11 protein-coding genes are annotated in these 12,749 nt (G+C 57.6%); 9 read left to right on the forward strand and 2 right to left on the reverse strand.

Translation table 11 applies throughout. The features are described from left to right. Positions 1–25: 25 nt before the first annotated feature. The 8 genes from nuoG (at position 26) to nuoN (ending at position 10,051) form a co-directional block, all read left to right on the forward strand. Positions 26–2,749 (forward strand): NADH-quinone oxidoreductase subunit NuoG, encoded by a 2,724-nt coding sequence (nuoG, locus tag CU081_RS11360; protein WP_003861488.1) that lies wholly within the window; start codon positions 26–28, stop codon positions 2,747–2,749. Beyond that, a complete protein-coding gene (gene nuoH / locus CU081_RS11365; RefSeq protein WP_003861490.1) occupies positions 2,746–3,723 on the forward strand; it encodes an NADH-quinone oxidoreductase subunit NuoH in 978 nt (325 codons plus the stop codon). The genes nuoG and nuoH overlap by 4 nt, the downstream gene beginning before the upstream one ends. A gap of 14 nt (positions 3,724–3,737) precedes the next feature. Beyond that, positions 3,738–4,280 (forward strand): NADH-quinone oxidoreductase subunit NuoI, encoded by a 543-nt coding sequence (nuoI, locus tag CU081_RS11370; RefSeq protein WP_003861491.1) that lies wholly within the window; start codon positions 3,738–3,740, stop codon positions 4,278–4,280. Positions 4,281–4,290: 10 nt separating this feature from the next. Continuing rightward, the gene (gene nuoJ / locus CU081_RS11375; protein WP_003861493.1) at positions 4,291–4,845 is read left to right on the forward strand and encodes an NADH-quinone oxidoreductase subunit J; all 555 of its coding nucleotides are present in this window, start codon (positions 4,291–4,293) and stop codon (positions 4,843–4,845) included. Continuing rightward, complete coding sequence (gene nuoK, locus CU081_RS11380) at positions 4,842–5,144, forward strand: NADH-quinone oxidoreductase subunit NuoK (protein WP_006176506.1); 303 nt, start codon at positions 4,842–4,844, stop codon at positions 5,142–5,144. Before nuoJ ends, nuoK begins: the two co-directional genes overlap by 4 nt. After that, the gene (gene nuoL, locus CU081_RS11385) at positions 5,141–6,982 is read left to right on the forward strand and encodes an NADH-quinone oxidoreductase subunit L (RefSeq protein WP_100185463.1); all 1,842 of its coding nucleotides are present in this window, start codon (positions 5,141–5,143) and stop codon (positions 6,980–6,982) included. The genes nuoK and nuoL overlap by 4 nt, the downstream gene beginning before the upstream one ends. A 75-nt stretch (positions 6,983–7,057) precedes the next feature. Continuing rightward, a complete protein-coding gene (gene nuoM / locus CU081_RS11390; protein WP_003861498.1) occupies positions 7,058–8,587 on the forward strand; it encodes an NADH-quinone oxidoreductase subunit M in 1,530 nt (509 codons plus the stop codon). 6 nt (positions 8,588–8,593) lie between these two features. Further along, on the forward strand, positions 8,594–10,051 hold the full coding sequence (gene nuoN, locus CU081_RS11395) for an NADH-quinone oxidoreductase subunit NuoN (RefSeq protein ID WP_003861500.1): 1,458 nt from the start codon (positions 8,594–8,596) through the stop codon (positions 10,049–10,051). Positions 10,052–10,214: 163 nt separating this feature from the next. Here the strand turns inward: nuoN and CU081_RS11400 are convergent, their stop codons facing one another. Beyond that, positions 10,215–11,219, reverse strand: a complete 1,005-nt coding sequence (locus CU081_RS11400) for a chemotaxis protein (protein WP_003859465.1) — start codon at positions 11,217–11,219, stop codon at positions 10,215–10,217. Between the two features lie 64 nt (positions 11,220–11,283). Beyond that, positions 11,284–12,201 (reverse strand): ribonuclease BN, encoded by a 918-nt coding sequence (gene rbn / locus CU081_RS11405; protein ID WP_003859463.1) that lies wholly within the window; start codon positions 12,199–12,201, stop codon positions 11,284–11,286. A 71-nt stretch (positions 12,202–12,272) separates the two neighbouring features. Between rbn and CU081_RS11410 the strand changes: the two genes are divergently transcribed. Then, positions 12,273–12,737: a GNAT family N-acetyltransferase gene (locus tag CU081_RS11410; RefSeq protein WP_003859462.1), complete on the forward strand. Its 465-nt coding sequence runs from the start codon at positions 12,273–12,275 to the stop codon at positions 12,735–12,737. The last annotated feature ends 12 nt before the right edge of the window (positions 12,738–12,749 follow it).

Consider the following 12,749-nt stretch of genomic DNA (forward strand, 5'->3'; position numbering starts at 1 on the left):
GGCCGAGCCAACTGGAAGCATGCTAATGGCTACGATTCATGTAGACGGCAAAGAATACGAAGTCAACGGGGCGGACAACCTGCTGGAAGCTTGTCTGTCTCTTGGCCTCGATATTCCGTACTTTTGCTGGCATCCGGCGCTGGGCAGCGTCGGTGCTTGCCGCCAGTGTGCGGTGAAGCAATATCAAAACGCGGAAGACACGCGTGGTCGCCTGGTGATGTCCTGTATGACGCCAGCCGCCGAAGGCACCTTTATTTCGATTGATGACGAAGAAGCCAAACAGTTCCGTGAAAGCGTGGTGGAGTGGTTGATGACCAACCACCCGCACGACTGTCCGGTGTGTGAGGAGGGCGGTAACTGCCACCTTCAGGATATGACCGTCATGACCGGTCACAGCTTCCGTCGCTATCGCTTTACCAAGCGTACCCACCGTAACCAGGATCTGGGGCCGTTCATCTCTCACGAAATGAACCGCTGCATCGCCTGCTACCGCTGTGTGCGTTACTACAAAGATTATGCAGACGGTCAGGATCTGGGCGTGTATGGCGCGCATGACAACGTTTACTTCGGTCGTCCGGAAGACGGTACGCTTGAAAGTGAATTCTCCGGTAACCTGGTAGAAATCTGTCCGACCGGCGTATTCACGGATAAAACCCACTCTGAACGTTACAACCGTAAATGGGACATGCAGTTTGCGCCAAGCATCTGCCAGCAGTGCTCCCTCGGCTGTAACACCAGCCCGGGTGAACGTTACGGCGAACTGCGTCGTATCGAAAACCGTTACAACGGTACCGTTAACCACTACTTCCTCTGCGACCGCGGTCGTTTCGGCTATGGCTATGTGAACCTGAAAGACCGTCCGCGTCAGCCGGTTCAGCGCCGTGGCGATGACGTCATTACCCTCAACGCTGAGCAGGCGATGCAGGGCGCGGCAGATATTCTGCGTCAGTCGAAGAAAGTGATCGGCATTGGTTCCCCGCGCGCCAGCATCGAAAGCAACTTCGCGCTGCGCGAGCTGGTTGGGGCGGAAAACTTCTACACCGGTATCGCCCAGGGCGAGCAGGAACGTCTCCAGCTGGTGCTGAAAGTGCTGCGTGAAGGCGGCATTCACACGCCTGCGCTGCGCGAAATCGAATCTTATGATGCGGTTCTGGTGCTGGGTGAAGATCTGACGCAGACTGGCGCACGCGCGGCCCTGGCGGTTCGTCAGGCGGTGAAAGGCAAAGCACGTGAAATGGCAGCGGCGCAGAAAGTGGCTGACTGGCAGATTGCGGCCATCCTCAACATCGGTCAGCGCGCGAAGCATCCTCTGTTTGTGACTAACGTCGACAACACCCGTCTGGACGATATCGCGGCGTGGACCTACTGCGCGCCGGTTGAAGATCAGGCGCGCCTCGGATTTGCCATTGCCCACGCGCTGGACAGCAACTCGCCGGCCGTTGAACTGGATCGCGACCTGCAAAACAAGGTCGACGTGATTGTTCAGGCGCTGGCGGGGGCGAAGAAACCGCTGATTATTTCCGGTACCAACGCCGGTAGCGCTGAAATCATTCAGGCCGCAGCGAACGTTGCCAAAGCCCTGAAGGGACGCGGCGCTGACGTTGGTGTGACCATGATTGCCCGTGCGGTGAACAGCATCGGTCTGGGTATGATTGGCGGCGGCTCGCTGGAAGACGCGTTAAGCGAACTGGAATCCGGTGCCGCTGACGCCGTTGTGGTGCTGGAAAATGACCTGCATCGCCATGCTTCTGCCGCTCGCGTTGACGCCGCGCTCTCCAGAGCGCCGCTGGTGATGGTTATCGACCATCAGCGCACCGCGATCATGGACAAAGCGCATCTCGTTCTCTCTGCGGCAAGCTTCGCAGAAAGCGACGGGACGGTGATCAACAACGAAGGTCGCGCCCAGCGTTTCTTCCAGGTTTATGACCCGGCCTACTACGACAGCAACACCGTGATGCTGGAAAGCTGGCGCTGGCTGCACTCTCTGCACAGCACCGTGCAGAGCCGTGAAGTTGACTGGACGCAGCTCGACCACGTTATCGACGCGGTTGTTGAGAAACTGCCTCAGCTGGCGGGTATTAAAGATGCCGCGCCGGATGCAAGCTTCCGCATTCGCGGCCAGAAACTGGCGCGTGAGCCGCACCGCTACAGCGGTCGTACCGCGATGCGCGCCAACATCAGCGTGCACGAACCGCGTCAGCCGCAGGATAAAGACACCATGTTCGCCTTCTCGATGGAAGGGAACAACCAGCCGTCTGCGCCGCGTTCGCAAATCCCGTTTGCATGGGCACCGGGCTGGAACTCCCCGCAGGCATGGAACAAATTCCAGGCTGAAGTGGGCGGTCACCTGCGCCACGGCGATCCGGGCGTGCGTCTGATTGAAGCCTCCGAAACCGGTCTGGACTTCTTCACCACCGTTCCGGCGAGCTTCCAGGCGCAGGAAGGTCACTGGCGTATTGCACCGTACTACCATCTGTTCGGTAGCGACGAAATGTCCCAGCGTTCTCCGGTATTCCAGCAGCGTATGCCGCAGCCGTACATCAAGCTCAACCCGGCGGATGCCGCGAAGCTTGGCGTTAACGCGGGTGCGAACATTGCCTTTAGCTACGACGGCCAGACAATCAGCCTGCCGCTGATTATTTCTGAACGCCTGTCAGCAGGGCAGGTGGGTCTGCCGATGGGTATGCCTGGCATCGCGCCGGTCCTGGCGGGTGCGCATCTTGATAACCTTCAGGAGGCAAAAGCATGAGTTGGTTAACGCCGGATCTTATCGACATACTGCTGAGCATTCTGAAAGCGGTTGTGATTCTGCTGGTGGTCGTCACCTGCGGCGCGTTCATGAGCTTTGGTGAACGTCGTCTGCTCGGTCTGTTCCAGAACCGTTACGGACCGAACCGCGTGGGCTGGGGTGGTTCACTCCAGCTGGTCGCGGACATGATCAAGATGTTCTTTAAAGAGGACTGGGTTCCGCGCTTCTCGGACCGCGTGATCTTTACGCTGGCGCCGATGATCGCCTTCACCTCGCTGCTGCTGGCGTTTGCTATCGTTCCGGTCAGCCCGACCTGGGTGGTCGCTGACCTGAACATCGGCATTCTGTTCTTCCTGATGATGGCAGGCCTCGCGGTCTACGCGGTGCTGTTCGCAGGCTGGTCCAGTAACAACAAATACTCGCTGCTGGGTGCGATGCGTGCTTCCGCGCAGACGCTGAGCTACGAAGTGTTCCTGGGTCTCTCCCTGATGGGCGTGGTGGCGCAGGCCGGTTCATTTAACATGACCGACATCGTCAACAACCAGGCCGACATCTGGAACGTTATCCCGCAGTTCTTTGGGTTTATTACCTTTGCCATCGCGGGCGTGGCGGTGTGTCACCGTCACCCGTTTGACCAGCCAGAAGCCGAACAGGAACTGGCCGACGGTTACCACATTGAATATTCCGGTATGAAGTTCGGTCTGTTCTTCGTGGGCGAGTACATCGGTATCGTCACCATTTCGGCGTTGATGGTAACGCTGTTCTTTGGTGGCTGGCATGGCCCGTTCTTACCGCCGTTCATCTGGTTCGCGCTGAAAACCGCGTTCTTCATGATGATGTTCATTTTGATTCGCGCAGCGTTACCGCGTCCGCGTTATGACCAGGTAATGTCCTTCGGCTGGAAAGTGTGCCTGCCGCTGACGCTCGTCAACTTGTTGGTAACGGCGGCTGTCATTCTCTGGCAGCAGCCATAAGGGGCTTTGAGATCATGACCTTAAAAGAATTATTGGTAGGTTTCGGCACCCAGGTACGCAGTATCTGGATGATCGGCCTGCATGCGTTTGCCAAACGCGAAACCCGGATGTACCCGGAAGAGCCGGTATATCTGCCGCCGCGCTACCGTGGACGTATCGTGCTGACGCGCGACCCGGACGGTTCCGAGCGTTGCGTTGCCTGTAACCTGTGTGCGGTAGCGTGTCCGGTGGGCTGTATCTCTCTGCAAAAAGCAGAGACGGTAGACGGCCGCTGGTATCCTGAGTTCTTCCGCATCAACTTCTCACGCTGCATTTTCTGCGGTCTGTGTGAAGAAGCGTGCCCAACCACGGCGATTCAGCTGACTCCAGACTTTGAGCTGGGTGAGTACAAGCGTCAGGATCTGGTGTACGAGAAAGAGGATCTGCTGATTTCCGGTCCGGGCAAATACCCGGAATATAACTTCTACCGGATGGCGGGTATGGCAATCGACGGCAAAGATAAAGGCGAAGCTGAGAACGAAGCTAAGCCTATCGACGTCAAGAGCCTGTTACCGTAAGGAGAGGGCAATGGAATTCGCTTTTTATATCTGTGGCCTTATCGCCATCCTGGCTACGCTGCGAGTGATCACGCACACCAATCCGGTGCATGCGCTGCTGTATTTAATCATCTCGCTGCTGGCTATTTCCGGGGTGTTCTTTGCGCTGGGCGCGCACTTCGCCGGTGCGCTGGAAATCATCGTCTACGCCGGGGCCATCATGGTGCTGTTCGTGTTCGTGGTGATGATGCTCAACCTGGGCGGCTCTGAAATTGAGCAGGAACGTCAGTGGTTAAAACCGCAGGTGTGGATTGGCCCGGCGATTCTGTCGGCCATCATGCTGGCGGTGATTGTTTACGCCATTCTGGGCGTCAACGACCAGGGTATCGACGGGACGCCAATCAGCGCGAAAGCCGTGGGTATCACCCTGTTTGGTCCGTACGTTCTGGCGGTTGAGCTGGCCTCGATGCTGCTGCTGGCGGGTCTGGTTGTGGCCTTCCACGTTGGCCGCGAAGAGCGTGTCGGCGAGGTGCTGAGCAACCGCACTGACGACCGCGCGAAAAGAAAAACGGAGGAACGCGCATGATCCCCTTAACACATGGACTGATCCTCGCTGCGATTTTATTCGTTCTGGGCTTAACCGGTCTGGTTATCCGCCGCAATCTGCTGTTTATGCTGATCGGTCTGGAAATCATGATCAACGCTTCCGCGCTGGCCTTTGTGGTCGCCGGCAGCTACTGGGGCCAGGCCGATGGTCAGGTGATGTACATTCTCGCCATCAGCCTCGCGGCTGCTGAAGCGAGTATTGGCTTGGCGCTGTTGCTACAGCTCCATCGTCGCCGCCAGAACCTGAACATCGATTCAGTAAGTGAGTTGCGTGGATGAACATGCTTGCCTTAACCATTATTTTTCCGCTGATTGGCTTCGTGCTGCTGGCGTTTTCTCGCGGCCGCTGGTCTGAGAATCTGTCTGCCACCGTGGGCATTGGCTCTATCGGCCTGGCTGCGCTGGTCACAGCGTATGCGGGTATCGACTTCTTTAACAATGGACGTCAGGCCTACAGCGTACCGCTGTGGAACTGGATGTCGGTCGGTAACTTCAACATCGGTTTCAACCTGGTGCTGGATGGTCTGTCTCTGACCATGCTCTCCGTGGTCACCGGCGTCGGCTTCCTGATCCACATGTTCGCCTCCTGGTACATGCGCGGTGAAGAGGGATACTCCCGCTTCTTCGCCTACACCAACCTGTTTATCGCCAGCATGGTGGTTCTGGTGCTGGCCGATAACCTGCTGCTGATGTATCTGGGCTGGGAAGGCGTGGGTCTGTGCTCTTACCTGCTGATCGGTTTCTACTACACCGATCCGAAGAATGGCGCAGCGGCCATGAAAGCGTTCGTCGTGACCCGCGTGGGTGACGTCTTCCTCGCTTTCGCGCTGTTCATTCTCTACAACGAACTGGGCACGCTGAACTTCCGCGAAATGGTGGAACTGGCGCCGGCGCACTTCGAAGCAGGCAACAACATGCTGTGGTGGGCAACGCTGATGCTGCTGGGTGGCGCCGTGGGTAAATCCGCGCAGCTGCCGTTGCAGACATGGCTGGCCGACGCGATGGCGGGTCCAACCCCTGTCTCCGCGCTGATCCACGCCGCGACCATGGTTACCGCCGGTGTCTACCTGATTGCGCGTACCCATGGCCTGTTCCTGATGACCCCGGAAATTCTGCATCTGGTGGGTATTGTCGGTGCGGTTACGCTGGTGCTGGCAGGCTTTGCCGCGCTGGTGCAGACCGACATCAAACGCGTTCTCGCGTACTCCACCATGAGCCAGATTGGTTACATGTTCCTGGCGCTGGGCGTTCAGGCGTGGGACGCAGCCATTTTCCACCTGATGACGCACGCGTTCTTTAAAGCGCTGCTGTTCCTCTCATCCGGTTCGGTGATCCTGGCCTGCCACCACGAGCAGAACATCTTCAAAATGGGCGGACTGCGTAAGTCCATCCCGCTGGTCTATGTCTGCTTCCTGGTGGGCGGCGCGGCGCTGGCGGCACTGCCGCTGATTACCGCGGGCTTCTTCAGTAAGGACGAAATCCTTGCGGGCGCCATGGCGAATGGTCATATCAATCTGATGGTTGCGGGTCTGGTCGGTGCGTTCATGACCTCCCTGTACACCTTCCGTATGATTTTCATCGTCTTCCACGGTAAAGAACAAATTCACGCTCACGCAGGGAAGGGGATTACCAACCACCTGCCGCTGATTGTGCTGCTGGTCCTGTCCACCTTCGTTGGCGCGATGATTGTGCCACCGTTGCAGGGTGTACTGCCGGCAACAACCGAGCTTGAGCACGGTCGCGTTCTGACGCTTGAAATCACCTCCGGCGTAGTGGCTATAGCGGGCATCCTGATTGCCGCATGGCTGTGGCTGGGCAAACGCACGCTGGTGACTGCCGTTGCCAACAGCGCGCCGGGCCGTCTGCTGGGCACCTGGTGGTACAACGCGTGGGGCTTCGACTGGCTGTACGACATGATCTTCGTGAAGCCGTTCCTGGGCATTGCGTGGCTGCTGAAGCGCGATCCACTGAACAGCCTGATGAATATCCCGGCGATCCTCTCTCGCTTTGCAGGTAAAGGCCTGCTGTTTAGCGAGAACGGTTATCTGCGCTGGTATGTGGCGTCCATGAGCATCGGTGCGGTTGTCGTGCTGGCGCTGCTGATGGTATTGCGTTGATCGTAAAGTGAATTTTATTCGATTCGTTGAAAATCAGGCCCCTGCTGGGGGCCTTAAAAAGGAATGTAAATCGCCATGTTACTACCCTGGCTAATATTAATTCCCTTCATCGGCGGCTTCCTGTGCTGGCAGACCGAACGCTTTGGCGTGAAGATGCCGCGCTGGATCGCGCTGATCACCATGGGATTGACGCTCGCGCTTGGCCTGCAACTGTGGTTGCAGGGTGGCTACTCACTGACCCAGTCTGCGGGCCTTCCGCAGTGGCAGTCTGAGTTTATCCTGCCGTGGATCCCACGTTTCGGTATCACGATCCACCTCGCGATTGACGGTCTGTCGCTGCTGATGGTGGTGCTGACCGGTCTGCTCGGCGTTCTGGCGGTACTTTGCTCCTGGCGAGAAATCGAAAAATACCAGGGCTTCTTCCACCTGAACCTGATGTGGATCCTGGGCGGCGTGATCGGCGTGTTCCTGGCCATCGACATGTTCCTGTTCTTCTTCTTCTGGGAGATGATGCTGGTGCCGATGTACTTCCTGATCGCGCTGTGGGGTCACAAGGCATCCGACGGTAAAACGCGTATCACGGCGGCCACCAAGTTCTTCATCTATACCCAGGCGAGTGGTCTGGTGATGCTGATTGCCATCCTGGCGCTGGTGTTTGTGCATTACAACGCGACCGGTGTCTGGACCTTCAACTACGAAGACCTGCTGAAGACCCCGATGTCCCACGGCGTGGAATACCTGCTGATGCTGGGCTTCTTTATCGCCTTCGCGGTTAAAATGCCGGTGGTTCCGCTGCATGGCTGGCTGCCAGACGCGCACTCTCAGGCGCCAACGGCAGGTTCCGTTGACCTGGCGGGCATCTTGCTGAAAACCGCGGCTTACGGTCTGCTGCGTTTCTCCCTGCCGCTGTTCCCGAACGCCTCCGCAGAGTTCGCGCCGATTGCCATGTGGCTGGGCGTGATCGGTATCTTCTACGGTGCATGGATGGCCTTCACGCAGTACGACATCAAACGTCTGATTGCTTACACCTCCGTTTCCCACATGGGCTTCGTGCTGATTGCCATCTACACCGGCAGCCAGCTGGCGTACCAGGGCGCGGTTATCCAGATGATTGCGCACGGCCTGTCCGCTGCCGGTCTCTTCATCCTGTGTGGTCAGCTGTACGAACGTCTCCATACCCGCGACATGCGTATGATGGGCGGTCTGTGGGGCAAAATGAAATGGCTGCCGGCGCTCTCCATGTTCTTCGCGGTGGCGACTCTGGGTATGCCGGGTACCGGTAACTTCGTCGGCGAGTTTATGATCCTGTTCGGCAGCTTCAACGTGGTACCGACGATCACCGTCATCTCCACCTTTGGTCTGGTGTTTGCCTCCGTGTACTCGCTGGCGATGCTGCACCGCGCTTACTTCGGTAAAGCGAAGAGTGAAATTGCTGCACAAGAATTGCCGGGGATGTCGCTGCGAGAGCTGTTCATCATCCTGCTGCTGGTCGTACTGCTGGTGCTGTTGGGCTTCTATCCGCAGCCGATTCTGGATACCTCGCACTCCGCGATGGGTAACATCCAGCAGTGGTTTGTTAATTCTGCTTCTACTACAAGGCCGTAATTCGCCATGACAATAACTCCACAACAACTGATCGCGCTGCTACCGCTGCTGATCGTCGGATTGACGGTGGTGGTTGTGATGCTCTCCATTGCGTGGCGACGCAATCACTTCCTGAATGCGACCCTGTCCGTTCTGGGTCTGAACGCTGCGTTAGTCTCCCTCTGGTTTGTTGGCCAGGCGGGAGCGATGGACGTCACGCCGCTGATGCGCGTTGACGGCTACGCCATGCTCTACACCGGTCTGGTGCTGCTGGCGAGCCTGGCAACCTGTACCTTTGCGTACCCGTGGCTCGAAGGATACAACGACAACAAAGAAGAGTTTTACCTGCTGGTACTGATTGCTGCACTGGGCGGCATTCTGCTGGCGAACGCGAACCACATGGCCGCGCTGTTCCTTGGTATTGAGTTGATCTCACTGCCGCTGTTCGGCCTGATTGGTTACGCCTTCCGTCAGAAGCGCTCTCTGGAAGCGGCTATCAAGTACACCATTCTGTCTGCTGCCGCGTCGTCGTTCCTGCTGTTCGGTATCGCGCTGCTGTATGCACAGACGGGTAACCTCTCCTTCCTGGCCATCGGTAAGAGCCTCGGCGACGGCATGATGCATGAGCCGCTGCTGCTGGCGGGTCTGGGCATGATGATTGTTGGCCTTGGCTTTAAACTCTCTCTGGTTCCGTTCCACCTGTGGACGCCAGACGTCTACCAGGGTGCGCCTGCACCGGTCTCTACCTTCCTGGCGACGGCGAGTAAAATCGCTATCTTCGGCGTGGTTATGCGTCTGTTCCTGTACGCCCCGGTGGGTGATAGCGAAGCGGTTCGCGTGGTGCTGGGCATTATCGCGTTCGTTTCTATCATCTTCGGTAACCTGATGGCGCTGAGCCAGACCAACATCAAGCGTCTGCTGGGCTACTCCTCTATCTCCCATCTGGGTTACCTGCTGGTGGCGCTGATTGCGCTGCAAAGCGGTGAGATGTCGATGGAAACCGTGGGTGTGTATCTGGCCGGTTACCTGTTCAGCAGCCTCGGCGCGTTCGGCGTGGTGAGCCTGATGTCCAGCCCGTACCGTGGCCCGGATGCAGATTCCCTGTTCTCCTACCGTGGACTGTTCTGGCACCGTCCGATTCTGTCTGCGGTAATGACCGTGATGATGCTCTCTCTGGCGGGTATCCCAATGACGCTGGGCTTTATCGGTAAGTTCTACGTGCTGGCCGTCGGTGTGCAGGCGGGTCTGTGGTGGCTGACGGCGGGTGTCGTTATCGGCTCCGCGATTGGTCTCTACTACTACCTGCGCGTTGCCGTGAGCCTGTACCTGAGCGCGCCTCAGCAGCTCAACCGCGATGCGCCGTCCAACTGGCAGTACAGCGCCGGCGGTATCGTGGTGCTAATCTCCGCGCTGCTGGTGCTGATCTTCGGTATCTATCCGCAGCCGCTGATTGATATCGTGCAGCGAGCGATGCCGCTGATGTAAAAACAAAAAACCCGCATCGGCGGGTTTTTTATTGTTTTCTCCCTCTCCCCGTGGGAGAGGGCCGGGGTGAGGGCACCAGCCCGCACAGAGTAAAACATGCCCAGGGCGCTACGCTTGCAGGGCATACGGGTCTTGTAGGTCGGGTAAGCGAAGCGTCACCCGACTAAGCTAACTGCTTCCTGCTTATAAGCGGCCCTTCAATCTTCTTCATCGAGCGGTCCAGCACCTCTTCAATCACCGACGATAGCTCATTTAGCTCAAACTTCGCCACATAGCCGTCCGCCTTCACTTTGCGAATATGATCTTCGTTCGCGTTGCCGGAAAGAGACGAGTGGATCACCACCGGAATATCTTTCAGTACCGGGTCGGTTTTGATTTTGCGCGTCAGCGTAAAGCCGTCCATCTCCGGCATTTCGAGGTCGGTCAATACCAGGGCAATCTTATCGGTAACGGGGACGCCCTCAGCCTGAGCCTGCGCGGCCAACTGAGTGATTTTCTCCCACGCGTCTTTGCCGGTGATATGCAGCTGGGCCGGGATCTCCATCGCCTGCAATCCCTTCTCCAGCATTGAGCGCGCCACTTTCGAATCTTCTGCAACAATCGCGACAGAGCCAGGCTTGATGTTAAATTTGGTGGTTTCCAGATGGGTGGCGTGCAGATCGTGGTTCGCCGGGGTGATGTCGTACAGGATCTGCTCCACGTCCAGCACCATCGCCAGATCGTTGGTATCCGTCTTCTCGTCCAGGCAGGCAATGCTGGTAATGTAGCGACCGCTGACGGCAGTTTCCGCAGCATGCACCTGCTTCCAGTCCAGACGCATGATGTTTTCCACCGATTCCACAGCAAACGCCTGCACGCTGCGGGCATATTCGGTGATCAGCAGGATGTTCAGCCCGGTGGCTGGCTTGCAGCCGGCGACGGCGGCCAGATCGATCACCGGGATCACCTGGTCGCGAATGTTCACCATCCCCATCAGTGGAGACTTCATTCCCGCCGGTTTGGTGAAGGTCGGCATCGGCACAATTTCGCGCAATTTGAACACGTTGATGCCGAACAGCTCGGATTTATTTTCGTTCAGAGAGGTGCCAAGACGGAACAGCAACAGTTCAAAACGGTTGGACAGGGTCAGGTTCGCCCTGTCATCAATATCTTTCTGGAAATTATCCATTCTACCCTCAAGAGAAATGCTGGCCTTTTAATCGTTATCGGCACGCTGAGGGAAAAATGAAGGACTAAACGCTGACCTGAGCAAAATCTTCCGCCAGCTCGCATGCCGGAAATACTTCCCGACACTCTGCCAGCAGGCTTTCAGCGCCGCGGACGTCATAGCGTGAGCTGACGTGAGTAACAATCAGTTTCCGGACGCCAGCCTCACGCGCCAGCTGCGCCGCCTGACGCGTTGAGCTGTGCCCCCGGCTGTTGGCTTTTTCTTCCATCGCCGCTTCCAGCGTCGCCTCATGCACCATCACATCCACACCCCCGGCAAGCCTGAGCGCCGAAGGGCAGGGGGCGGTATCCCCAAAAATAGCCAGTTTTTTGCCTGGCTGCGGCGGCGCGAGGTAATCCTGACCGTTGATGACGCGCCCGTCTTCCAGCGTGACGGTCTCGCCGTGCTTCAGACGCTGGAACAGCGGGCCAGGTTTCACCCCATCGGCCTGCAACGCGGCGGCGTTCAGCGCACCGGGCTTGTCATGCTCCTCAACGCGATAGCCGTAACATTCCACCGGATGGTTAAGCGGGTAAGCGCGCACCTGATAATCTCCGTCGTCGAACACCAGACCTTCGCCGATCTCCACCACCTCCAGCGGATAATCGGTCCACGAGCCGCTCAGGCGCAGCGTGGTTTCAACAAATTCCTGAATACCCGCAGGGCCATAAATGGTCAGCGGGTTAGCGTTACCGGCCATCGAACGGCTACACAGCAGGCCCGGCAGGCCAAACAGATGGTCGCCGTGTAGATGGGTGATAAATATTTTATCCACTTTCCCCGGGTGGTATGAGGTATGCAGCAGCTGATGCTGCGTACCCTCGCCGCAGTCAAACAGCCACAGCCCACCGCGGGTAGGATGCTTAAGATCCAGCAGAATCGCCGTCACGTTTCGTGAGCGGGTTGGCACCCCGGCGGACGTACCCAGAAAAATCAGTTCCATAACGCAATCAGCCCTTTGCCGAATGGGAAGGGGTTTAGTATAACGTGATGAACCCCAGTAAGGAGAAACACATGATCCAGTGGCAAGATCTACACCACAGCGAACTGACCGTGCAGTCACTCTACGCCCTGCTCAAGCTGCGCTGTGAAGTCTTCGTGGTTGAACAAACCTGCCCGTATCAGGATATCGACGGCGATGACCTGGTCGGCGAGAACCGGCACATCCTCGGCTGGCGCGATAACGAGCTGGTGGCGTATGCGAGGATTCTGAAAAGCGAAGAGGAATTTGACCCTGTCGTCATTGGGCGCGTCATTATCAGCGGCCGCGCGCGCGGTGAAAAGCTGGGCTATCAGCTGATGGAAAAAACGCTGGACGCATGCCAGAAACAGTGGCCGGACAAGGCGTTATACCTGGGCGCGCAGGCGCATTTGCAATCATTCTATGGCCATTTTGGTTTTACCCCGGTCACGGACATTTACGACGAAGATGGCATCCCACACATCGGCATGGCGCTCGAAGCGAAACAGGCGCAATAGCAAGACGTTGTC

The organism is Enterobacter sp. CRENT-193, assembly GCF_002787395.1.
GTDB lineage: Bacteria > Pseudomonadota > Gammaproteobacteria > Enterobacterales > Enterobacteriaceae > Enterobacter > Enterobacter hormaechei_C.

Bases quoted from the DNA above. Each gene is read 5' to 3' on its own strand.
- rbn (WP_003859463.1), bottom strand. From the start codon at position 12,201: ATGGAACTGATTTTTCTGGGTACGTCCGCCGGGGTGCCAACCCGCTCA.
- nuoJ (WP_003861493.1), top strand. From the start codon at position 4,291: ATGGAATTCGCTTTTTATATCTGTGGCCTTATCGCCATCCTGGCTACG.
- nuoM (WP_003861498.1), top strand. From the start codon at position 7,058: ATGTTACTACCCTGGCTAATATTAATTCCCTTCATCGGCGGCTTCCTG.
- CU081_RS11400 (WP_003859465.1), bottom strand. From the start codon at position 11,219: ATGGATAATTTCCAGAAAGATATTGATGACAGGGCGAACCTGACCCTG.
- nuoG (WP_003861488.1), top strand. From the start codon at position 26: ATGGCTACGATTCATGTAGACGGCAAAGAATACGAAGTCAACGGGGCG.
- nuoH (WP_003861490.1), top strand. From the start codon at position 2,746: ATGAGTTGGTTAACGCCGGATCTTATCGACATACTGCTGAGCATTCTG.
- CU081_RS11410 (WP_003859462.1), top strand. From the start codon at position 12,273: ATGATCCAGTGGCAAGATCTACACCACAGCGAACTGACCGTGCAGTCA.
- nuoN (WP_003861500.1), top strand. From the start codon at position 8,594: ATGACAATAACTCCACAACAACTGATCGCGCTGCTACCGCTGCTGATC.
- nuoK (WP_006176506.1), top strand. From the start codon at position 4,842: ATGATCCCCTTAACACATGGACTGATCCTCGCTGCGATTTTATTCGTT.
- nuoL (WP_100185463.1), top strand. From the start codon at position 5,141: ATGAACATGCTTGCCTTAACCATTATTTTTCCGCTGATTGGCTTCGTG.
- nuoI (WP_003861491.1), top strand. From the start codon at position 3,738: ATGACCTTAAAAGAATTATTGGTAGGTTTCGGCACCCAGGTACGCAGT.